Origin of the sequence: Microbacterium allomyrinae (assembly GCF_020682705.1) — a bacterium.
Taxonomy (GTDB): domain Bacteria; phylum Actinomycetota; class Actinomycetes; order Actinomycetales; family Microbacteriaceae; genus Microbacterium; species Microbacterium allomyrinae.
Genome location: NZ_JAGTTN010000007.1, coordinates 32,893 through 53,947, shown reverse-complemented (window position 1 = coordinate 53,947; position 21,055 = coordinate 32,893). Strand labels below are relative to the sequence as shown.

Here is a 21,055-nt window from a genome sequence, read left to right as displayed (position 1 = left end):
CAGCTTATGGCCGTCCGCTCGGGCGCTCCGGGGCCACCCCCGGCACGTGCCGACGTCGCCGAGGGTGCAACCTTGGTGTGCGCAGCGCTCGACACTCGCCCGGGACGGGCCCGGTAGGTTGGAGTGATGCGCTTCGCCCACGTCATCCCGTCTGGATCGGACGAGCCGCGACTCATCCTGGTCGAAGGCGACGATGCGGTCTTCGTAGACGAGTTGTTCGACGGCGCCCCGCGCGTGCTCGAGCAGCTCATCGCCGGCGGCGACCCGCTGCTGCAGCGCGTGAAGGACGGCGCGGCCCGAGGCACGCGGCATCCGCTCGCCGGCCAGCGCTTCGCATCGGCGCTCCTATCGCCTCCCGTGATCCTCGCGATCGGGCTGAACTACGCGGCGCACTCCAGCGAGCTGGGCCTGAAGACCGACTCGACGCCGACGGTCTTCGTGCTGTGGCCGAACTCACTCGCCGCGCACGACACCACCACGATCTGGCCGCGCTCGCTCAGCGAGTCGGTGGACTACGAGGCCGAGCTCGGGGTCATCATCGGCACGCCTGCCAAAGACGTCGCTCCCGAGAATGCGCTCGAGCATGTCTGGGGCTACACCGTCGTCAACGACATCACGGCTCGCGACATCCAGTACTCCGAGGCGCAGTGGTCGCGGTGCAAGTCCTTCGACGGGTTCACCCCCACCGGGCCGTTCGTGGTCACGGCGGACGAGATCCCCGATCCGCAGGACCTGCACATCTGGACTGTGCTCGACGGGCACACCATGCAGGACGCCACCACCGGCCAGATGGTGCGCCCGGTGGCCACTCTCATCTCGCATCTGTCGAAATCCGCGACGCTGCTGCCCGGCACCCTCATCTCGACCGGCAGCCCCGGAGGCGCGGGCTACTCGCGGGATCCGCAGGTGTTCCTGCGCGACCGCTCCACCGTCACCGTCGGCATCGATGGGATCGGGTCGCTGACGACCCATTGCCGCATTCTGGACTGAGCGCCGATACCGACAAGGGCGAGCCCGCATGCGGACCCGCCCTTCGATCACGTCGCGGGTCAGCCGCAGGTGATGGTCGTGCCGGTGGTCGTCTCGTACACGCCGGGAGGAAGGCCTTCACACAGACCCGCGACAGCCGCAGCGGCGAGCGCGACCAGCGCGATGATGCTGATGATCGTGATGACGAAGAACACTGCTCCGAGGATGATCGCGGCCAGTGCCCAGCCGTTCTTGTGACCGGCCTTCTTGCTCTGCACGAGCGCGACGATGCCGAGGATCAGACCGATGATCGACGCGAAGAACGACACCACGAACGCCACGATGCCGAGCGTCCTGCCCGGGATCGGCGCCTGCACGGGCGCACCGACGGGCGCGGGCGGAGCCGCGGCGTACGGCTCCTGCGTGTACGCCGGCGGCTGCGTGTAGGCCGGCGGCGCGATCGGCGCGTCAGCGGGAGCCGCGGCTGCCGGAGGTGCGGCTGCCGGAGGAAGCACAGGCTCGGCCGGTGCGGTCACGGTTGCGGCCGGGGCCGGTGCAGCTACGGGCTCAGCGGGCGCTGCGGCCTCGACGGGCACCTCGGGCACCTCGGGCTCGGCGGGTGCCGCATCCGGCGGGATGTTCGCCGCCGGCGGCGTCGCCTCGGCGGGGTTCTGCGGGTCGGTCATGGGATTCCTCTCGCGTGGGACTGTGCATGACCGTAGCGGCCCGGGGCACGGCGTGGCAATCGGCAATGCAGCGGGCCGCCGCGAACGCGCGGGTTTCAGGCGAGTTCGTCGCGAGGGATGATGCCCGGCGGCATGACCGGGATGGCCGCGGTGATCGTCTCGAGACCTGACAGGCGCGCCGGCGACAGCTGCTTCGCGACCTCGTCCTTCGACATCAGTCCGGCCTCGACGACGAGGTCGGCGACGCTGTGCCCGGTGAGCAGAGCGGTCTTGGCGAGAGCCGCAGCCGCGGCATAGCCGATGAAGGGCGTGAGCGCGGTGATGACGCCCACCGATGAATCCACCATCGCTCCGAGACGTTCGCGATTGGCGGTGATCCCCTCGATGCAGTTCACTCGCAGGGTGTGCATGCCGCGTCGCATCCAGGTGATCGACTGGAAGATCGAGTGCGCGATGACCGGCTCGAAGGCATTGAGCTGGAGCTGTCCGGCTTCGACCGCCATGGTGACCGTGAGGTCCGCTCCGGCGACGGCGAACGCCACCTGGTTCACCACCTCGGGGATCACCGGATTGACCTTGCCCGGCATGATGCTCGACCCGGCCTGACGTGCAGGCAGGTTGATCTCGCCGAATCCCGCCTGCGGACCCGACGACAGCAGGCGCAGGTCGTTGCAGATCTTGGACAGCTTGATGGCGTTGCGTTTGAGCGAGGCCGAGAAGGACATGAACGACCCTGTGTCGCTCGTGGACTCGACGAGGTCGTCGGCGGTGACCAGATCCAGTCCGGTGATCTCACGCAGATGCCGCACGACCGCCGCCGCATACGCGGGATGCGTCGTGATGCCGGTGCCGATGGCGGTGGCTCCCATGTTGACCTCGTAGAGGAGCACCGCGTTCTCGGTCAGCCGCTGGTGGTCGTAGCCCAGGGTCGTCGCGAACCCGTGGAACTCCTGCCCGAGCGTCATCGGCACGGCGTCCTGGAGCTGGGTGCGACCGACCTTGAGCACGTCATGGAACTCGACCGCCTTGGCCAGGAACGCCCGCCGCAGCAAGTCGAGTTCGTCGAGCAGCGTCAGCAGGTCCAGGCTCAGCCCGACCTTGATCGCCGTCGGGTAGACGTCGTTGGTGGACTGGCTGCGGTTGGTGTCGTCGATCGGCGAGAGGAACGCGTAGTCGCCCTTCTCGCGTCCGGCGAGCTCGAGCGCGATGTTGGTGATGACCTCGTTCGCGTTCATGTTGGTCGACGTGCCGGCACCACCCTGAATGACGCCGACCACGAACTGATCGTGGAACTCGCCGTCGATCACGAGCTGCGCCGCACGGTCGATCAGATCGGCCTTCTCGGCACTCAGCGCACCGATCTCCTTGTTCGCCCGGGCAGAGGCCTGTTTGACCATCGCGAGGGCCTTCACGAGGTCCTTGTAGACCGAGATCGGCCGCTTCGAGATCGGGAAGTTCTCGAGCGCCCGAGCGGTGTGGATGCCCCAGTAGGCATCGGCGGGGATCTCGAGCGATCCGAGCGAATCGGTCTCGGTGCGGGTGCGCGTCATTGCGTCCAGAGCCATGTGGGCTGTCCTCGTGGGTTGGTCACGGCGGTGAAGGGATGCCCCGAGCCTAGTCCGGGCGCCCGAACCGGCGACTGTACGCGAAGTACAGTCACCGCCTTTCCGCTGTACACGACGACGCCCCGCCGGAGGGCGCGGAGCTGTCAGAGGCGCTTGCGCGAGAACGCTTCGAGCCGCTGCTCAGGCGTGAGCTCCGACATCCGCGCCACCCATTCGGCGGAGAAGAAATCACCCGTCGCCGCCTCGACGACGGGCACCACGGCGTGGGTGATCGTGTCGTCGTACACGTGGACGAGATGAAACGACTGGCCGGCGTCCATGCCGTTCACCTCGACCGCGGGACGAGCCAGGTTCATCGTGTAGCAGCTGGCGGCCGCGACACTCACGGGAACTCCGGCGAACGTGCCGCTGGTCGAGTAGTGCAGGTGCCCCGCGAGGATCGCACGCACATCGGTGCCGGCGATGACCTCGGCGAAGCGGCCCTGATCGCGCAGCTCGAGGATGTCGAAGAGGGGCAGGTGAGACGGCAGCGGAGGATGGTGCAGAGCCAGGATCGTGCCGAGCGGTGCGGGTTCGGCCAGCACATTCCGCAGCCAAGCCAGCTGCGCGGTGGTGAGATCGCCGTGATGCCACCCCGGAACGGTCGAGTCCAGCGCGACCAGCCGCAGGCCGCCGAGATCCCACACCCCGGTGACCGGCTCCTGCGTGGGGTCGAGGCCCAGCAGGTCTCGTCGGAGCGCCGGGCGCTCGTCATGATTGCCCGCGACCCACACGACCGGTGCCCCGAGACGCGCTGCAACCGGCTCGACCGCCTCGCGGAGAGCTATGTAGGCCTCGGGCTCGCCGAGATCGGTCAGATCGCCGGTGAACACGATCGCATCGGGACGGATGCCGGTGGCCTCGGCCGCTTCCAGGGTTCGGGCGAGATTGGCCGCGGTGTCGAAGCGACCCCCGAGCAGGCGGTTTCCTGCGAGCAGGTGGGTGTCGCTCAGATGCAGGATCGTCCGCCGCGCGGGCGGGTGCTGCCCGAACTGCACGGCTGCCGGGGAGGGGGATGCCTCAACCATGCCGCAAGCCTACGGCTGCGGCATCCGTCCGTCCGTCTCGGCGCGCGTCCTGCGGAAGGCGGGCTCAGTGATTGAAGAGGATGAGGAGCAGTCCGCCGAGGACGGCGGCCGCGGCCACACCGAACGATGCATACGCACCGACCAGTGCGATGCGCTTCTGACCCTCGGTGAGCGGGCTGCGCTTGGCGGCCTTGGCGGCCGCCTTCTCTGCGCGACGCGCCTCTTTCTCGGAGATCACGGTGATGGCGTCGGTGAACTCGGCGGGAGCGACGACCGGCGCCCGGCCCGCCCGCACCAGCAGTCGGAGGCCGAACGCGTACGCGCTCACGACGATCGCCGCCGAGATGAACGCCGCGATGAAAACCTGGACGAATGCCAGCCAGTCGATGACGATCATGACCGACCTCCGTTCTTCGGTCCGCGCGCAGATCGCTCGGCGGCCTTGGCGCTCTTCGCCGCCTTCTTCGCCGCCGCTTCCTGCGCAGCGCGCAGACGCGCCTCTTCTCGCAGGATCGCCCGCTGACGGCGCGTGGGCGGTGGATTGCGCTTGACCTTGACAGCCGCGCCCGAGTCGGCGACCTCGCTCATGGCGTTGGATGCCGTCACCGAGTCACGACGCGAGCGGAGGAAGAGGAACGTGATGATCACGACCGCGAGCACCGCATCGATGATGATGCCCCACACCGGGAGCCAGACGACCAGCAGCGCGGCCAGCGCGCCGACGGCGCCCGCGGCGGGGAGGGTGAGCACCCAGCCGACCATGATGCGACCCGCGGTGCGCCAGCGCACCTGCGATCCTCGGCGGCCCAGGCCGGACCCGATCACCGAGCCGGAGGCGACCTGGGTGGTCGACAGCGCGAAGCCGAGGGCGCTGGAGGCGAGGATGGTGGCTGCGGTCGAGCTCTCGGCCGAGAAGCCCTGCGCAGGCTTCACATCGGTGAGGCCCTTGCCGAGGGTGCGGATGATGCGCCAGCCGCCCATGTACGTGCCGAGCGCGATCGTGATCGCGCAGGCGAAGACGACCCACGTCTGCGGTTCCGGATTCGACGCCGACTGGAACCCCGCCGTGATGAGCAGCAGCGTGATGATGCCCATCGTCTTCTGGGCGTCGTTGGTGCCGTGGGCGAGGGCGACCAGCGACGAGGTGAAGATCTGACCGACCCGGAAGCCGTCTCGTCCGTCGGGTTTGCTGTCATAGCGCCGCGTGATCGCGTATGCGAGCTTCGTCGCGGTGAAGGCGATGACACCCGCCGTGAGCGGGGCGATGAATGCCGGGAGGATGACTTTCGACAGCACGACACCGAAGTCGATCGCCGTGGCGCCCACGCCCACGATCGTCGCCCCGATCAGCCCACCGAACAGTGCGTGCGACGACGATGACGGCAGACCCAGCAGCCACGTGAGCATGTTCCACGTGACCGCGCCGATCAGTCCGGCGAAGATGATCTCGGGAAAGATCGCCGACGAGATCTCGGACTCATTGATGATGCCGCCCGAGATGGTCTGCGCGACCTCGGTCGACAGGAACGCGCCGACCAGGTTGAGCACCGCGGCGAGCAGCACCGCCGTCTTGGGCTTGAGCGCGCCGGTGGCGATGGGCGTGGCCATCGCGTTGGCGGTGTCGTGGAAGCCGTTCGTGAAGTCGAAGAACAGCGCCAGTGCGATCACCAGCACGATGATGAGGGTTGCGGCTTCCACCGTTCGCTTTCCTTAGTGAGGACGTGGAGAGGAGTGCCGACGGGATCGGCGCGACGAACGAACAGTTCACCTTGTATTCAGGTACCGGCAACCGGCCAGCAAGAATCCTACATCGGCCACCCTGCGGATCAACACGGCGCCTGCCCAGCTCGACGCTCCCGCGCGGCGCCTCTGTGCAGGCGAACGCGGCTAGCGTGGGATCGTGACCGTCCACGACACCTCCGCACCCTCCCCCGCCCCCATCGCCGATGTGCGTCCGGTGGTGCGCTCCCACCACGGCGACGACGTCGAGGACCGGTACGAGTGGTTCCGCGCGAAGGAGGATGCCGCGGTCATCGCGCACCTCGAGGCCGAGAACGCCTACACGCAGGAGCGCACCGCTCACCTCGAAGGACTGCGCGCGCGCATCTTCGACGAGATCAAGGGGCGCACGCTCGAGACCGACCTCTCCGTTCCGGCGCGCCGCGGCGACTGGTGGTACTACGGGCGCACCCTCGAAGGCAAGCAGTACGGCATCCAGTGCCGTGCCCCCCTGGCCTCGCCCGACGACTGGACCCCGCCCGAGCTGTCGGCCGACATCGAGGTGCCCGGCGAGCAGGTGCTGCTCGACGGCAACGTCGAGGCTCAGGGACACGAGTTCTTCTCGCTCGGCAGCTTCGAGATCACGACCGACGGCACCCAGATGCTCTACGGCGTCGATGTCGCCGGCGACGAGCGTTACACCGTGCGCGTGCGCAACCTGGTCACCGGTGAGCAGCTGCCCGATGTGATCCCCGACACATTCGCGGGGGCGACGTTCTCGCCCGACGGGCGCTTCATCGTGTACACGACCGTGGACGACGCATGGCGCCCCGACACGGTGTGGCTGCATGAGCTCGGCACATCCGTCGATTCCGACGCCAAGCTCTTCCACGAACCCGACGAGCGCTTCTGGGTCGGCGCGGGCTTCACCCGCAGCGACCGGTACCTCGTGATCGGCCTCGGCTCGTCGATCACCTCGGAGGAATGGCTGCTGGACGCCGACGACCTCCGCGGCGCGCCGCGCGTCGTGTGGCCGCGCGTGGAGGGCGTCGAGTACGACTCCGAGCACGCGGTGATCGACGGCGAGGACGTGCTCTTCATCCTCCACAACCACGATGCCCTGGACTTCGAGCTGGTGCGGGTGGCGGCATCCGCCCCCTCCGGCGAGCGTGCCGTCGTGATCGCGCACCGTCCGGGCGAACGGCTGCTCGGTGTATCGACGTTCCGCGACTGGGGCGTGGTCGGGTACCGCCGCGGTGGTCTCGCGCGGCTCGGCATGCTCGACTACGGCAACGGCGAGGTCAGCGAGATCGAGTTCGACGAGCCGCTGTACTCGGTGGGCACCGGGGGCAATCCCGAATGGGCTCCCCCGCTGCTTCGCCTCGGCTACGGCTCGTTCGTGACGCCGGGAACCGTGTTCGACCTCGACGTCGCGACGCGCGAACTGCTCCTGCGCAAGCGTCAGCCGGTGCTGGGCGGCTACGACGCCGATGACTACGCGCAGGCACGCGTGTGGGCCCACGCGCAGGACGGCACCCAGATCCCGATCTCGCTCGTGTGGAAGCGGTCCTTCGGAGATGCCGGCGTCTCACCGCGGGCGCTGCACCTCTACGGCTACGGCTCGTACGAGCATTCCATCGAGCCCGGGTTCTCCGTCGCGCGTCTGTCGGAGCTCGACCGCGGCGTCGTGTTCGCGGTCGCGCACGTGCGCGGGGGCGGCGAGATGGGCCGCCAGTGGTACGAGGACGGCAAACTGCTCAGCAAACGCAACACCTTCACCGACTTCGTCGACTGCGCGCTGCACCTGATCGACAACGGCTACACCGCACCCGACCGGCTGGTCGCGGAAGGCGGCTCTGCGGGCGGCCTGCTCATGGGTGCGGTCGCGAACCTCGCCCCCGAGCTGTTCGCAGGGGTGCTCGCCGACGTTCCGTTCGTCGACGCGCTCACGACGATCCTCGACCCGTCGCTTCCGCTGACGGTCATCGAGTGGGACGAGTGGGGCGACCCGCTCCACAACGCCGAGGTGTACGCGTACATGAAGTCGTACTCCCCGTACGAGAACGTGCGCATGGATGCCTCCTACCCGAGGATCCTCGCCGTGACCTCACTCAACGACACCCGCGTGCTGTACGTCGAGCCCGCCAAGTGGGTCGCTCGCCTGCGCGAGGTGGGCGCCGATGCACTGCTCAAGTGCGAGATGGTCGCCGGTCACGGCGGTGTCAGCGGTCGCTACAACGCCTGGCGCGAGCGCGCATTCGAACTCGCCTGGCTGCTGGACGTGCTCGGCGTCGCCGACGCCTGATCCGGCCCGGCGGAACGAGCGGATGCCTCGGCCGAGGCATCCGCTCTGTTGACGTGTTCGCTCTGCTGAACAGCCGCTCAGCCGAAGAGCGCGGCGGCCTCTTCGTAGCGGTGGATGGGCACGGTGTTGAGTTCGCCGAGCGCCTCGGCGAACGGGACGCGCACGATGTCGGTTCCGCGCATCGCGACCATCTGACCCCATGCGCCCTCGACGACGGCGTCGGCGGCGTGCAGACCCAGACGGGTCGCGAGCACCCGGTCGAAGCCGGACGGGGAACCGCCGCGCTGGATGTGGCCGAGAACGGTCGAGCGGGTCTCGATGCCGGTGCGCCGTTCGATCTCGGGCGCGAGCACCTCGCTGATCCCGCCGAGGCGGGGGCGGTTGAAGGCGTCGAGGCCCTTGTCGCTGTATGCCTCGTCCATGCCCTCGAGCGTGAAGCCCTCCGACACCACGATGAGCGGTGCACGACCGCGGTCGTGGGCACGCGACACGAGATCGGTGATCTCATCGATGGACATCGGAACCTCGGGGATGCAGATGGCGTGCGCGCCGGCGGCCATGCCCGCGTGCAGGGCGATCCAGCCCACGTGGCGGCCCATGACCTCGGCGACCATGCAGCGCTGGTGCGAGTCTCCGGTGGTGCGCAGGCGGTCCATCGCGTCCGTGGCGATGTTGACGGCGGTGTCGAAGCCGAACGAATAGTCGGTGGCGCGCAGATCGTTGTCGATCGTCTTCGGCACGCCGAGGACGTTGATGCCGTCGTTGGAGAGGCGGTTCGCCGCGGCCAGGGTGCCTTCGCCGCCGATCGCGATGATGCCGTCGATGCGGTGGCCGTACATCGTCTTGGCGATGTTCTCGGCTCCGCCGCGCGGACCCTCGTACGGGTTGGTGCGGCTCGTGCCGAGGATCGTTCCGCCGACCTTCGACAGACCCTTCACCTCGTGGCGGGTGAGGGGGAAGAAGTCACCGTCGACCGCACCGCGCCAGCCGTCACGGATGCCGACGAACTCGAGGTCGTACGTCGTCGTGCCCTTGAGCACGACGCCGCGGATGACCGCGTTGAGTCCGGGGCAATCGCCGCCACTGGTCAGGATGCCGATCTTCATGCTGTGGTCCTCGCTGTCGGGTGAAGAGAGTCGGCGACGCTGCCTCACCCGACACTAGCGCCCGGATGCCGCCCCCTGCCACACACGCCCGGTAACACCGCAGCCCGGGTGACCGCCTTCTGAGAGGCGATCATCCGGGCTGCGGAGGTGGTGCGGCTACGCTGCGCCGAGAGCCTGCCGCACGAGGTGCATGAGCGCCGACAGCTGCACGGAGTCACTGGACTGCGGGTCGACGACTTCGCCGTCGAGCGCGCGGGCGGCGAGTCCCTGCTTCGAGTCGATGAGCTCGGCGATCTTGGTGTCGATCGTGTGAGCGGCGATGATGCGCCACGCCGTCACAGGCTCGTCCTGTCCGATGCGGTGCACGCGGTCGATCGCCTGCGTCTGCTCGGCGGCCGTCCACGACAGCTCGGCGAGCACGACGTTCGACGATGCCTGCATGTTGACTCCGACGCCGGCGGCGGTGAGCGAGCAGACCGCGATGCCGACACCGGGATCGTTGTTGAACGCGTCGATCGCCTGCTGCCGCGCCGTCGTGGTCTGGTCGCCGCGCAGCGACACGGTCTTGATCCCGGCTCCGGCGAAATGCGCCTCGGCGGCATCCATCACGTCGATGTGCTTCGCGAAGAAGACGACCTTGCCGACCGAGCGCTGCAGCTGAGCCGCATAATCGGCCGCGAGCAGGGCCTTGGCCTGACCGATCTTGCGGACCATGGTGAAGACATTCTCGGACCCCGTGCCGGCGGCCTTGGACTCCTCGAGCTCGTTCTGCGCGACCAGACGGACGATGTCGTCATCCACCTCGCCGGGGGCGAGATTCTCCTGAGCGCGTCTATTGGCTCCGCGCGCCTCGATGATCCGGCGGTACCGGGCGGCGAGACGCTCACCGAGCTCGCGCTCGGCCTGACGGATCGACCGGCCGAATTCGTCGTCGAGCTCGACGGGAAGATCGGCGATGAGCTTGTCGGGCAGGTCGGCTGCGACATCCTTCTTCTTGCGCCGAACGATGCCCATCGAGATCACCGCATCCCGCGCCTCGGGGTAGAACGCCTTGTCGGCGGGTGTGAGGCCCGTCTGATCCAGTTTCTCCATCAGCTCGGGCCCGGGCTTCTCACCCGTCGTCCAACCGAGGAAGCGCCAGATCGCGTCGAAGTCCTCGACGTCGTTGATGAGGGGCGTTCCGGTCAGGGCGAGAAGCAGCGGGTTCGGAACCTGCTCACGGATGCGACCGGCGAGCGCCAGCACGTTCTGCGAGCGCTGCGAGGACAGGTTCTTGATGAAGTGCGCTTCGTCGACGACCATGCCCTTCAGGCCCAGGCTGCCGAGCCACGAGAGGTGGCGATCGAGGATCTCGTAGTTGACGATGAACACGTCGGCGAACGCGTCGATGGCCTCGCCGTCACCATGGATCACGGTCGCGCGGCGCTGCGGGGTCCACCGCTCGACTTCGCGCGCCCAGTTCATCTTGACGACGTTGGGCACGACCGCCAGCAGCGGGTACGCATCGGCGACGGATGCCGCGAGCACGGACTCGGCGGTCTTGCCCAGGCCGGGCTCATCGGCGAGGAGGAACGTGCGGTGCCCCTCGCGCACAGCCTCGAGGAACCGCGACTGGTGCGGCATGACCTCGAGCCCCTTGGGCGAGAGCCGATCGTACTCGGGGACGGAGGGCAGCTCCATCGAGGCGCTCGCTCCCCCGGCGCCGGTCTCGAACGCCTTGTACAGCGGGCCCATGAGCTCCCAGCTGTCGAGGCGGCGGCGCGGCGTCTCTTTCGGCCCCCGCGTCGTGAGGTCGGGAGCCAGGAACGGGTTCGCCATCTGACGGGCCTCGACCTGTACCGGAATCACCTGGCGCTGTGCAAGGGCTGCCGGGACGACCGGTGTGGACATCGGCGCGACGTCCGTGATGATGAGCTCGTCGGGCGGCAGCTCCGCCCCCGACTCGAGCAGCCAGTCACGGCGCATGCGACGCGCGACCGGGGAGGCCGCCTGGTCGACCTCGAGAAGCTGGATCAGCGAGGTGTCGCGTGCCGCGGTCTTCGCGAGGATGGTCGCGACGCCGTCGAGGCGCTTGAGCAACTCGGCGCGTGCGGCATCGGTCACCGTCGTGTCGGCCTTCACCCGTGCCCGCTCCTCGCGGACCAGGAAGGCGATGACCTGGAACTTGACGCGATTGGTGGGCCCGAGCTTGCCGCGCTGGGCCTTCGCCTCGACCTCGCGCACCTTGCGGGCGAGGATCGGGATGATCGGGGCCTCATCGTCGCGGCGCGACGACGAGGTCTTGCGGCGACGCTGCGCCGTCTGGGCGGGTGCCGTGGGCGGCATGCTCCTCCTGAGCGTGAGTGCCGGATCTTCTCCGGCGATGATCGGTTGACACCGATGGATCTGCGTGCTCCCGCGGGCGGCGCGGACGCCGTCGCGAACGCGGGATCGGGGCTGGACTTCGGCGGCCGCGGGCACTCGCTTCAGCGAGCTGCGACATCGTCGGAGGGTCCCCTCCGGCCATTCTACGGGAAAAGTGTCCGTCAACCCCAGAGCGTCGCGACGATGTCTTCGGTGTAGCCCTCGGGAGTGAAGTTGATCCACGCCGTCGTGACGAGGCCGCCCGCGCCGAGGTAGTGCGATTCGCCGCGCGTGTACTCCTCGTCGTCGAGCGTGATGCCGCGCTGTTCGATGCGGCAGACGGTGCCGTCGCCCAGAGGCTCGCATCCGAATCCGGCCGCGGGCAGCGCCTGCGCGATGGCGTCGATCTGCGCGGCGTCGACCACCGTGACGTTCGTCGCCAGCCCGTACTCGCTGGGCTGGCCCCACGTGCAGCGCAACGTCGGCACGCCGCTGTGGAGGATCTCGAGAACGTCGACGTTCTCGGTCGAGAGCATCGTGACCCCGGGGTCGTTGAGCGGCGGATTGGTCGCTTCGAGGTCGGCCAGCAGTGCGGTGGAGTAGATGCCTTCGCACGACGCGGGAAGCTCGAACCCGGCATCGGGCATCTCGGTCTCGATCGGGGTGACCGACGGACCCGGTGTCGGCGTGTCCACGCTGAACGACGGCGTGGCCGACGGCGTGACCGCGGGCTCCGGTCGGCATCCGGTGGCCGCTCCGACCACGGCGACGATCGCGACGGCTCCGATCGCGATGCGCCGCGGCACAGTGTCGATCAGCCGCATGGCTCCTCCGATTCCGAACGTTCCGATCACTCGGTCCACGACGTGGCGCGAACCTCGCTTCGACAGTACGGCGGGGTCGCCGCGCGGCGCCAGGGCGCGCCGATCACGACCCGATCACGTGCCGGCCACGGGGCTGTCACGGCCTCTTCGCGGTCTGTCTCGAAGGCCGCGCCGGCGCGGCGGTCCCCGGTGTCAGCGCTCCCCGGCGTAGGTGCTCAGCCACTCCGACAGGGTGTGCGGGTCGTCGGTCACGATCCCGTCGACGCCCAGCGCCGTGACGGCATCCCATTGGGTGTCGTCGTTGAGGGTGTAGACGACGACGCGCGCGCCGACCGCGTGCAGCTCGTCGACGATCGACGGACGGGCGAGCACGGCCTTGCGACTCACGACCACTCCCCGGGCGCCGGCTTCGGCCACGGCGCTCGCGACGTCGGCCGGCACATTCTTGAGGATGAGCAGTCGCGAGACGACATCCGACGCCCCCGCCGCGAACGCGAGGGTGCGCGCGTCGAAGCTCGCGAGCGCGACGCGATCCTCGAGTGCGCGTGCCGAGACCTCGGCGATCGCGCCGGCGACGGCATCGGCGTCCCAGCTTCCCTTCAGCTCGATGATCGCGCGGCCGCCGGAACCGCCGAGCGTGTCGAGGAACTCCGCGAGCGTCGGCACCTGCGTCCCCGCGAATGCCGGGTCGAACCACGAGCCGGCATCGAGGGCGCGGACCTCCGCGAGGGTGAGCGCGGCGAGGCGGCCGTGTCCGTCCGTCGTGCGGTCGACGGACGCGTCGTGCATGAGCACCGGATGCCGGTCGGCGGTGAGCGCGACGTCGACCTCGACGTAGTCGAATTCTCCCGCGAGCGCGGCAGTGATCGCCGGCAGCGTGTTCTCGGGGGCAGTCGCGGCCCCGCCGCGGTGGCTCGCGATGAAAGCCGCGTCTCCGGGGGTGCGCGTGTCGCCGAGAAGCTCACGCGATGTCACCCGTGCCGGCGACGCTCCGAGGAACGCGATCACGAGGCTGGCGACGGCCAGGACGCAGACGACGAACAGGGCGTGGATCCGGTCGCGGGCGCGGTCGGATGCCGCGGGTTGGGGCATCGGGCATGTCCTCCGTGGGCTTGCGCCACGTCCTCGTCGACGTGGTGCGCACCACTCTACATGCGCCGTTACTGTTTCGTTACTTAGTTTTCCCGCGGTTTTGGCCGGGGTTCCGGCGCACCGCGAGGACGGCATCCCATAAGGCGTCCGCGACCTCGCGCTTGGTCCCGCGTGTCGTCTCGACCACGACGCCTTCTGCGGTCAGGATCAGGATCTCGTTCTCGTTCGCCTCGAAGCCCAGCGACCAGCCCACCTGGTTCACCGCCAGCAGATCCGCACCCTTGCGCGCGGCCTTGCGACGGCCCCGATCGAGCAGCGTCTCGCCCTCGCCGGGCGTCTCGGCCGCGAATCCGACGATCGTCTGTCCGTCGCGACGGACGCCCACGAGCCCCGCGAGGATGTCGTCGTTCTCGACCAGATCGAGCCGCAGTCCCCGGCCGGGGGCGGCATCCTTCGACAGCTTCGACTCCGACACGTCGGCCACGCGATAGTCGGCGACGGCCGCAGCCATGACGACGACGTCAGCGGCCGAGGCCTCGTCTGCGGCGGCTCGTCCGAGCTCGGCGGCGGTTCCGGTGCGAACGATCTTCAGACGAGCGGATGCGGATGCCTCGGCCAGCACGCCGTCGTCGACGTGCGCCGCGATCAGTACGACATCTGCGCCTCGTTCGGCTGCCGCGAGCGCCACCGCGACCCCCTGACGACCGCTCGAGCGATTGCCGATGTAGCGCACCGGATCGATCGGCTCGCGGGTGCCGCCGGCGGTCACCACGACGCGGACGCCCCCGAGGTCGGAGCGTGATCCCCCGGCGGCAGCCAGTGCGGCTTCGAGGATCGCCTCCGGCTCCGACATCCGTCCCGGGCCGCTGTCGCCACCGGTCAGGGCGCCGTCGTCGGGCCCGACGACGATGACGCCGCGGTCGCGGAGCGTCTGCATGTTGTGCACCGTGGCGGGATGCCGCCACATCTCGGTATGCATCGCCGGGGCCACGACGACGGGCGCCGTGGTGGCGAGTAGGGTCGTTCCGAGGAGATCGTCCGCGAGTCCGGTGGCCATCTTCGCCAGGCTGTTCGCCGTCGCGGGAGCCACGATCACGAGGTCGGCCGACTGGCCGAGCGAGACGTGCCGCACCCGTGCGACGTCGTCGTGGACGGAGGTCGTCACGGGGTTGCGGCTGATCGCCTCCCAGGTCGGCAGGCCGACGAAGCGCACCGCGTCCTCGGTCGGCACGACGTGCACGTCGTGACCCGCCTTCACGAGAAGGCGCACGAGGTGCACTGTCTTGTAGGCGGCGATCCCGCCCGTGACTCCGATCACGACGAACACCATCCGATCTTGGCACGACCCACGACCGCAGTCAGGAGAGTCCGCAATGTGCACCGTCGTCATCCGCATCCCCGAGCGAAGCGGCGACCCGACCCTGGTGCTCGCGATCCGCGACGAAGATCCGGAACGGCCGTGGAACCCGCTGGGTCGATGGTGGCCCGAGCCGCACGCCGGCGTGGTCGGGGTGCGCGACGCCCGGGCAGGCGGCGCGTGGCTCGCCGCAGATCCCGCCGCCGGTCGATTGTCGGTGCTGCTCAACCGCGCGGATGTGTCGACCCGGCCCGAGTCCGAACTCGTCTCCCGTGGCGGGCTCGTGCTCGAATCGGTCGCCGGCCGCTCGCCTCAGGGCGCTCCCGCGACGCACGGCTTCAACCTGGTCGAGGTTCACGGCTCGCGTGCTCGAGTGCTCACCTGGGATGGCGACTCGCTGCGTGAGATCGAGCTCTCGCCGGGCACCCACATGATCGCGCACGAGGACGTCGACGATCCGGCGACCCCTCGGATCGAGCGCTGGCTGGGCGAGTTCCGCTCGCAGGCGCCCGCCGACGACGAGCGGTGGTGGATGCCGTGGGTCGAGGTACTCGAGCGCTCCGCGGCATTGGAGAGCACGGACGATCGCGCGATCATCCGCGACAACCGGCCGTACGGCTTCCCGACGCTGTCGCTGCTGGCCTGCGTCGCGTCGGTCAGTGACGAAGGCGTCGAAGCGCGCTACGGAGAGCTTCGCGAGCCCGGCCGCTGGGGCGGTCTGGACCTGACGTAGCACGCCACCTGCGGCGCCATGTCAGAGCGCTGCTACACCAGGCTCTTGGTGTGCCAGACGGTCTTGGTCTCGGTGAACGCCGTGATCCGATCGAGGCTGGGCGCCGCGGCATCCGCGCCGCGCTCCGGAGGGAGCACGCGCGTGAGCGTCTCGGCAGCTGCGACCTGCAGGTCGATCCAGTCGAGGTCGCCGGCCCCGACGAGATCGAGGCCGTGCACGTCGGGATGCGAGGCGATCCAGGGCGCGAGCTCGGCCGGCGACCCGGTGAGCACGTTCACCACTCCCCCAGGCACGTCGCTGGTCGCGAGCACCTCGGCGAAGCTGACGGCCGATAGCGGGTAGCGCTCGCTCGCGACGACCACGACCGAGTTGCCGGTCACCAGCGCGGGCGCGATCGCCGACACGAGCCCCAGCAGCGCGGTGTCCTGCGGGGCGATGACACCGACCACGCCCGTCGGCTCGGGGACCGAGATGTTGAAGTAGGGCCCGGCGACCGGGTTGCCGTTTCCGGCGACCTGCGCGAACTTGTCGCACCAGCCCGCGTACCAGACCCATCGGTCGATCGCCTCGTCCACCTCGGCGCCGGCTGCCGACGAGGAGGCCCCCGTCTGCTGCACGATCTCGTCGACGAACTGCACCTTGCGGCCTTCGAGGATCTCTGCGACGCGGTAGAGCACCTGACCGCGGTTGTACGCGGTGGCTCCCGACCAGCTCTTCACGGCGCCGCGGGCGGCGGTGACGGCATCGCGCGCATCCTTGCGGGATGCGAGCGCCGCGTTGGCGAGGAAGTCGCCCTTCGCCGAGACGACCTCGTAGGTGCGGCCCGACTCGCTGCGCGGGAACGCCCCGCCGATGTAGAGCTTGTAGGTTTTGGGCACGGTCAGCCGCTTGCTCATGCGCGGGCTCCCTTCAGGTAGGCGAGGAGGCCGTGTCGGCCGCCCTCACGGCCGTAGCCGGACTCCTTGTAGCCGCCGAACGGACTCGACGGGTCGAATCTGTTGAAGGTGTTCGCCCAGATGACGCCCGCACGAAGGCGATCGGCGACAGCGAGGATGCGGGAGCCCTTGTCGGTCCAGATGCCCGCCGACAGGCCATAGGGAGTGTTGTTGGCCTTCTCGATCGCCTCGCCGGGCGTGCGGAAAGTGAGCACCGACAGCACCGGCCCGAAGATCTCGTCGCGCGCGATGCGGTGACTCGCCTGGACGTTCGTGAAGATCGTCGGCGCGAACCAGAAACCGTTCTCGGGGATGACGCAGTCCGCGCTCCAGCGCACCGCGCCCTCGTCCTCGCCGATGCTGCTGAGCTCCTTGATGCGCTGCAGCTGCGCGGCCGAGTTGATCGCGCCGATGTCGGTGTTCTTGTCGAGCGGATCACCCAGCCGAAGCGTCGACAGACGCGACTTCAAGCGGTCGACGACATCGTCATGGATCGACTCCTGTACGAGCAGACGGCTGCCCGCGCAGCAGACGTGCCCCTGATTGAAGAAGATGCCGTTGACGATGCCCTCGATGGCCTGGTCGATGGGAGCGTCCTCGAACACGATGTTGGCGGCTTTGCCCCCGAGTTCGAGCGTGAGCTTCTTGTCGGTGCCCGCGACAGCCTTGGCGATCTCGCGCCCAACGGGCGTCGAGCCGGTGAAGGCGACCTTGTTCACGTCGGGATGCCGCACGAGCGCTGCACCCGTCGCTCCGGCGCCGGTCACGATGTTGACCACGCCGGCCGGCAGATCGGCCTGCTGCAGGATCTCGGCGAAGATGAGCGCCGACAGCGGGGTCGTCTCGGCCGGCTTGATCACGACGGTGTTGCCCGCGGCGAGCGCTGGGGCGATCTTCCACGCGAGCATCAGCAGCGGGAAGTTCCACGGGATGACCTGTCCGGCTACTCCGAGCGCCTTCGGGTCGGCGCCGAGGCCGGCGTAGTCGAGTTTGTCGGCCCAGCCGGCGTAATAGAAGAACCACGCGGCGACCAGGGGCACGTCGACGTCGCGGCTCTCCTTGATCGGCTTGCCGTTGTCGAGGCTCTCGGCGACGGCGAGCTCGCGAGCTCGCTCCTGCACGAGGCGGGCGATGCGGAACAGGTACTTGCCCCGGTCGCGTCCGCTCATCTTCGACCAGGTCTTGTCGTAGGCGCGTCGCGCGGCGGCGACGGCGGCGTCGACATCCGCCTCGCTTGCTGCCGCGATCGTCGCGATGTGCTTCTCGTCGGCCGGCGAGATCGTCGCGAACGGCTCACCGCTGCCGGGACGGAACTCGCCGTCGATGAACAGTCCGTACTCGTCTCGGAGGTTCAGGATGGCCCGCGACTCGGGCGCGGGTGCGTACTCGAGGAAACTCATGTTCGGGTCCTAGTCGCCTTCTCGGTCTCAGTCGATCGTCACGTAGTCGGCACCGGAGTAGTGTCCGGACGTCAGCTTCTGACGCTGCAGCAGCACGTCGTTGAGAAGGCTGGACGCCCCGAAACGGAACAGGTGCGGCTGCAGCCACTCCTCTCCGACCGTCTCGGCCACCGTCACGAGGTACTTGATCGCATCCTTGGAGGTGCGGATGCCGCCCGCCGGCTTCACTCCGACCTTCTCTCCCGTCGCGCGATGCCAGTCGCGGACCACCTCGAGCATGAGGAGTGTCACCGGGAGCGTCGCGGCGGGCTGCACCTTGCCGGTGGAGGTCTTGATGAAGTCGCCCCCCGCGAGGATCGCCAGCCACGACGCGCGCTTGACGTTGTCGTACGTGTTGAGCTCGCCCGTCTCGAGGATCACCTTGAGCGACGCAGACGAGCCGTCTTCGCGGCGACACGCCTGCTTGACCCGGGCGATCTGGTCGAACACCAGTCCGTAGCGGCCTGCGAGGAACGCACCGCGGTCGATGACCATGTCGATCTCGTCCGCGCCGTGCGCGACGGCCTCGGCGGTGTCGGCGAGCTTGATCTCGAGCGAGGCCCGGCCGCTCGGGAAGGCGGTGGCGACCGCGGCGACGCTGACGCCGCCCTCATCCGGATCGCCGTGCGCCGAGCCCAGCGCATCGACGGCGTAGGGCACCATGTCGCCGTACACGCAGACCGCCGCCACGCGCGGGCAGGTGGGATCGGAGGCATCGGGGTTCAGCGCCTTCGCGACGAGGGAGCGCACCTTGCCCGGCGTGTCGGCGCCCTCGAGTGTCGTGAGGTCGATGAGCTCGATGATCCTGTCGAGCGCCCAGGCCTTGGACGTGGTCTTGATCGAGCGGGTGCCGAGACCGGCCGCGCGCTGTTCGAGTCCCACCGCGTCGACCCCGGACAGCCCGTGCAGGTATCGCTGCAGCGTCGTGTCATCGGGCTCGCCGCCGAGCAGCTGGACGGCCCGCTCGGGCAGCGTCTGCAGATCGGTTCGGCTCATGGTTCTCCCTCTGTCTTGTGGCTCGTACGAGGGCGAGGATGCCTCACCCGCCCGTGTTCGCCGCCGGTTCATCCATGCTCGTCTTCGAGTGGCGCATCAGGACGATCAGACCGATTCCGACGACCACCAGGAACGCGATGGTCAGACTCGTGAACGCGAACCAGTTGTCGTCGAGTGCGAGCACGATCCCCGCCGCGATGACCGCGATCGCCGCAGCCACCAGCTTCGAGGCGAACTTCAAGCCTACCCCGGGTGTGAGCCTGCCCGCCGGAGAGTCGCCCCTCGCCAGGATCAGGTCGGCGAACGCGTCGAGTGTCGCGAGCAGCGACGCCGAGTAGGCGACCGCGCAGCCGAGGGCGCCCCACAGATTCACGGGGTTCGCTGCCGCAGCGTCGGCGGCGAGGAGGTCCAGTGGGTGCACGCCTCGATCGTAGGCGCGCCACGGCTCGCCGGTCTACGGGTCCTGCGGGTCTACGGGTGGGTGCGGGTGAGCTCGCGGCGCACCTGCGCGACATCGTCGGTCATCTTCTCGATGAGGGGCTCGATCCCCTCGAACGCCACCATGCCGCGGATCCGCGAGACGAACTCCACGTCGACGGTGTGGCCGTAGAGGTCCAGCTCGGTCTCGTCGAGCACGTACGCCTCGACCTGGCGCACCTCCACGTCATCGAACGTGGGATTGGTCCCGACGCTGATCGCGGCCGGATACCGCACGCTGCTGCGAGGCTCGGCGGCCCCATCGCCCGGGACGCCGCCGTCGACGAGCCAGCCCGCATACACGCCTTCGGCGGGCACGAACCCTTCCAGCGCGGCGGACAGATTCGCCGTGGGAAAACCGAGTTCGCGGCCGCGTTTGAGCCCGTGGACCACCTCGCCGCGCACGGAATGAGCGCGCCCGAGGAGCTTGGTCGCACCCGACACGTCACCGGCCGACAGCAGTTCGCGCACCCACGTCGACGACACCCGACGTCCGGCGTCGATCGCACGGACGTCGTCGACCACGTCCACCTCGAAGCCGAACTCGCCTCCCAGTTCGCGCAGCAGCGCCGGATCACCCGCACCGCCGCGACCGAATCGGAAGTCCGCACCCACGAGCACGATCTGCACGCCGAGCGCTCCGACCAGCACGTGCTCGACGAACTCCCGGGCGCCCAGGTCGGCGAGCGTGCGATCGAAGGCGAGCAGCAGCGTCGCGTCGACTCCCGCCTCGGCGAGCAGCTGGATCTTCTGACTCACGCCGACCAGGCTCTCGGGGCAGACCTCGGGACGCAGCAGCGCCAGCGGGTTGCGGTCGAACGTCACGGCGACCACTCGCGCGCCGGCGGCCGCAGCATCCACCTGTGCACGATCGATCACCGCGCGATGCCCGGAGTGCACCCCGTCGAACTTTCCGATCGCGACGACCGCCGGCCCGAATCCGGCGGGCACCTCGGCCGGGTCTCGGAACACGATCACGACGCCACCGCCGCCTGCTCGGTCGAAGCCAGGCGCGAGGACGGCCGGTGAGTGATGAGCCACCACAGCCCCAGGAACGGCAGCACGAGCGGGATGAAGACGTACCCGCGGCCGAACCACGACCACACCGAGTCGTGTGCGAACAGCTCGGGGACCGCGAGACTGAGCGTCCCGACGACCAGCACCCCGACCAGTTCGAACCCGATCGCGACCCACGCGACGATGTACCAGCCCTTCGATCCCGCGAAGACGAGTGCGAGAGTGGCCACGATGTACACCACCGCCGACACGGCCGAGAGGGTGTAGGCGAGCGGGGCCTCGTCGAATCTCTGCACGATCTGGACGAAGGACCGGCCGGTGGCTGCGAGGGCCATGATCGCGTAGACGATCACGAGAACGCGACCGATACCGGTCATGCGGGGGCGAGGAGGCGTCGACATAACCTGATGATTTTAGTTCGGATG

At 69.0% G+C, this 21,055-nt stretch carries 19 protein-coding genes; 3 read left to right on the top strand and 16 right to left on the bottom strand.

The annotated features are described in order from the left end of the window. The first annotated feature begins 126 nt into the window (after positions 1-126). Positions 127-990 (top strand): fumarylacetoacetate hydrolase family protein, encoded by an 864-nt coding sequence (locus KEC57_RS16555; RefSeq protein ID WP_229385800.1) that lies wholly within the window; start codon positions 127-129, stop codon positions 988-990. Positions 991-1,049: 59 nt separating this feature from the next. Here KEC57_RS16555 and KEC57_RS16550 read toward each other — a convergent pair whose 3' ends face one another. The 5 genes from KEC57_RS16550 to KEC57_RS16530 form a co-directional block, all read right to left on the bottom strand. After that, the gene (locus KEC57_RS16550) at positions 1,050-1,655 is read right to left on the bottom strand and encodes a DUF4190 domain-containing protein (protein WP_229385799.1); all 606 of its coding nucleotides are present in this window, start codon (positions 1,653-1,655) and stop codon (positions 1,050-1,052) included. 95 nt (positions 1,656-1,750) lie between these two features. Continuing rightward, positions 1,751-3,220, bottom strand: a complete 1,470-nt coding sequence (locus KEC57_RS16545; RefSeq protein ID WP_229385798.1) for an aspartate ammonia-lyase — start codon at positions 3,218-3,220, stop codon at positions 1,751-1,753. Positions 3,221-3,363: 143 nt separating this feature from the next. Next, entirely contained in the window at positions 3,364-4,287 is a 924-nt protein-coding gene (locus tag KEC57_RS16540; RefSeq protein ID WP_229385797.1) for a phosphodiesterase, read from the bottom strand. 64 nt (positions 4,288-4,351) lie between these two features. Next, positions 4,352-4,684: a peptidase gene (locus tag KEC57_RS16535; RefSeq protein WP_229385796.1), complete on the bottom strand. Its 333-nt coding sequence runs from the start codon at positions 4,682-4,684 to the stop codon at positions 4,352-4,354. Beyond that, a complete protein-coding gene (locus KEC57_RS16530) occupies positions 4,681-5,985 on the bottom strand; it encodes an inorganic phosphate transporter (protein WP_229385795.1) in 1,305 nt (434 codons plus the stop codon). Before KEC57_RS16530 ends, KEC57_RS16535 begins: the two co-directional genes overlap by 4 nt. A gap of 202 nt (positions 5,986-6,187) precedes the next feature. Between KEC57_RS16530 and KEC57_RS16525 the strand changes: the two genes are divergently transcribed. Next, on the top strand, positions 6,188-8,311 hold the full coding sequence (locus KEC57_RS16525; protein WP_229385794.1) for a S9 family peptidase: 2,124 nt from the start codon (positions 6,188-6,190) through the stop codon (positions 8,309-8,311). Positions 8,312-8,388: 77 nt separating this feature from the next. Here the strand turns inward: KEC57_RS16525 and KEC57_RS16520 are convergent, their stop codons facing one another. The 5 genes from KEC57_RS16520 to coaBC form a co-directional block, all read right to left on the bottom strand. Then, positions 8,389-9,417 (bottom strand): ATP-dependent 6-phosphofructokinase, encoded by a 1,029-nt coding sequence (locus KEC57_RS16520; protein WP_229385793.1) that lies wholly within the window; start codon positions 9,415-9,417, stop codon positions 8,389-8,391. Positions 9,418-9,573: 156 nt separating this feature from the next. Beyond that, positions 9,574-11,742, bottom strand: coding sequence for a DEAD/DEAH box helicase (locus KEC57_RS16515; protein WP_229385792.1), 2,169 nt, complete (start codon positions 11,740-11,742; stop codon positions 9,574-9,576). 200 nt (positions 11,743-11,942) lie between these two features. Next, the gene (locus tag KEC57_RS16510; RefSeq protein WP_229385791.1) at positions 11,943-12,584 is read right to left on the bottom strand and encodes a hypothetical protein; all 642 of its coding nucleotides are present in this window, start codon (positions 12,582-12,584) and stop codon (positions 11,943-11,945) included. A 192-nt stretch (positions 12,585-12,776) separates the two neighbouring features. Beyond that, positions 12,777-13,676 (bottom strand): glycerophosphodiester phosphodiesterase, encoded by a 900-nt coding sequence (locus tag KEC57_RS16505; RefSeq protein WP_229385790.1) that lies wholly within the window; start codon positions 13,674-13,676, stop codon positions 12,777-12,779. 79 nt (positions 13,677-13,755) lie between these two features. After that, on the bottom strand, positions 13,756-15,003 hold the full coding sequence (coaBC, locus tag KEC57_RS16500) for a bifunctional phosphopantothenoylcysteine decarboxylase/phosphopantothenate--cysteine ligase CoaBC (RefSeq protein WP_229385889.1): 1,248 nt from the start codon (positions 15,001-15,003) through the stop codon (positions 13,756-13,758). Positions 15,004-15,049: 46 nt separating this feature from the next. Here coaBC and KEC57_RS16495 point away from each other — a divergent pair, with 46 nt between their 5' ends. Continuing rightward, a complete protein-coding gene (locus tag KEC57_RS16495) occupies positions 15,050-15,766 on the top strand; it encodes an NRDE family protein (RefSeq protein ID WP_229385789.1) in 717 nt (238 codons plus the stop codon). A 32-nt stretch (positions 15,767-15,798) separates the two neighbouring features. Here KEC57_RS16495 and KEC57_RS16490 read toward each other — a convergent pair whose 3' ends face one another. From KEC57_RS16490 to KEC57_RS16465, 6 genes are read right to left on the bottom strand one after another with little or no spacing between them, the layout of a single operon-like run. Then, positions 15,799-16,662: an aldehyde dehydrogenase family protein gene (locus tag KEC57_RS16490; protein ID WP_229385788.1), complete on the bottom strand. Its 864-nt coding sequence runs from the start codon at positions 16,660-16,662 to the stop codon at positions 15,799-15,801. Next, on the bottom strand, positions 16,659-18,101 hold the full coding sequence (locus KEC57_RS16485; RefSeq protein ID WP_229385787.1) for an aldehyde dehydrogenase family protein: 1,443 nt from the start codon (positions 18,099-18,101) through the stop codon (positions 16,659-16,661). The genes KEC57_RS16490 and KEC57_RS16485 overlap by 4 nt, the downstream gene beginning before the upstream one ends. Before the next feature lie 27 nt (positions 18,102-18,128). Next, positions 18,129-19,136, bottom strand: a complete 1,008-nt coding sequence (gene deoC, locus KEC57_RS16480; RefSeq protein WP_229385786.1) for a deoxyribose-phosphate aldolase — start codon at positions 19,134-19,136, stop codon at positions 18,129-18,131. 43 nt (positions 19,137-19,179) lie between these two features. Continuing rightward, entirely contained in the window at positions 19,180-19,557 is a 378-nt protein-coding gene (locus tag KEC57_RS16475; protein WP_229385785.1) for a hypothetical protein, read from the bottom strand. 50 nt (positions 19,558-19,607) lie between these two features. After that, on the bottom strand, positions 19,608-20,591 hold the full coding sequence (locus KEC57_RS16470; protein ID WP_229385784.1) for a bifunctional riboflavin kinase/FAD synthetase: 984 nt from the start codon (positions 20,589-20,591) through the stop codon (positions 19,608-19,610). Beyond that, positions 20,588-21,031: a hypothetical protein gene (locus KEC57_RS16465; RefSeq protein ID WP_229385783.1), complete on the bottom strand. Its 444-nt coding sequence runs from the start codon at positions 21,029-21,031 to the stop codon at positions 20,588-20,590. The genes KEC57_RS16470 and KEC57_RS16465 overlap by 4 nt, the downstream gene beginning before the upstream one ends. Positions 21,032-21,055 lie beyond the last annotated feature (24 nt).